This window comes from Geobacillus sp. ZGt-1, from assembly GCF_001026865.1.
Lineage (GTDB): Bacteria > Bacillota > Bacilli > Bacillales > Anoxybacillaceae > Geobacillus > Geobacillus thermoleovorans.
Window position 1 is genome coordinate 128953 of record NZ_LDPD01000013.1, and the last position, 949, is coordinate 129901.

The 949-nt window shown below is 51.4% G+C and carries 1 pseudogene; it reads left to right on the forward strand.

What is annotated here, in order from left to right:
- Positions 1–38 precede the first annotated feature (38 nt).
- Positions 39–554: pseudogene (locus VU18_RS19285) on the forward strand (ABC transporter permease); the annotation flags it as partial.
- Positions 555–949: the final 395 nt, after the last annotated feature.

A 949-nucleotide genomic window follows, 5' to 3' on the forward strand; every position in this document is an offset into this window, starting at 1 on the left:
TCTTCCCGTTTCTGATCGTCCTAACCGCCTACCACTCCTTGCAAACGAACACCAAGGCGTTCACTCGGGCCGATCAGACGACCGAACTCGAGGAGTACCGTCGAATGCCGCAAACCATCAAAGCCGATTTGCGCTACCGTATCCAGTCGTATGACCTTTCTTTGCATGGATCGCGTGCGGTCGTGCGCGTGGCCTTGTCCCAGTTGGAAACGAACCGGCCCACGTTTCAACTGTACCATTTGTATCCGCTCCACTCGATTGAAGCGGACCATCAGCCCGTCAAGTTTACAAGAAACGGCGATCTCGTGACCGTGTGGCTGCCGAAACGCACCTCGACGCTCACGTTTTCGTATGAGATCGTCGATACAGCTCTCATCCCGTACACCAATGGCCGTATCGTTCTGTTGGCTGATCGAGCGTGGTATCCGAAAAAACGAGCTACACACATGTATCGGACCTACGAATATCGAGTAGCGGGAACGAGAGCTTGGGGCGGGGCATTCACCGATCAATTCTTTCCGGACGAAACATATACGTTTACCTTGAACGTAGACNGCGATGTGCTGTTTTGCAATGTGCCAAAGCGGGGGACGGTTTACCGAGGGAAGGCGCAAGCGGTCACCTTGATCAAAGGGCAAGGGCATCAACTCGTCGATCAAGGATATGAGATCACCTACCCGGCCGATTGGCCGCACATGGCGGAACGGGCGCCGACGGTCATCCACCAGATGGAAAAAACATTCCGTCATGTACAACAAATCGCATCAACGGCGGTTTCATCGTTGCCGAACAAGATTGTCTTCTCTAGTTTCGGACTGTCCTCCTTTCTCGCAAACGATCATCTTGTATATAACACAAATGACTTATATGGGATCGATCAATATATTATGGAACAAAATTTTTACGAAAAAATACTTCGGCTTTCCGTACCGCCGAAAGGATCGCGGAT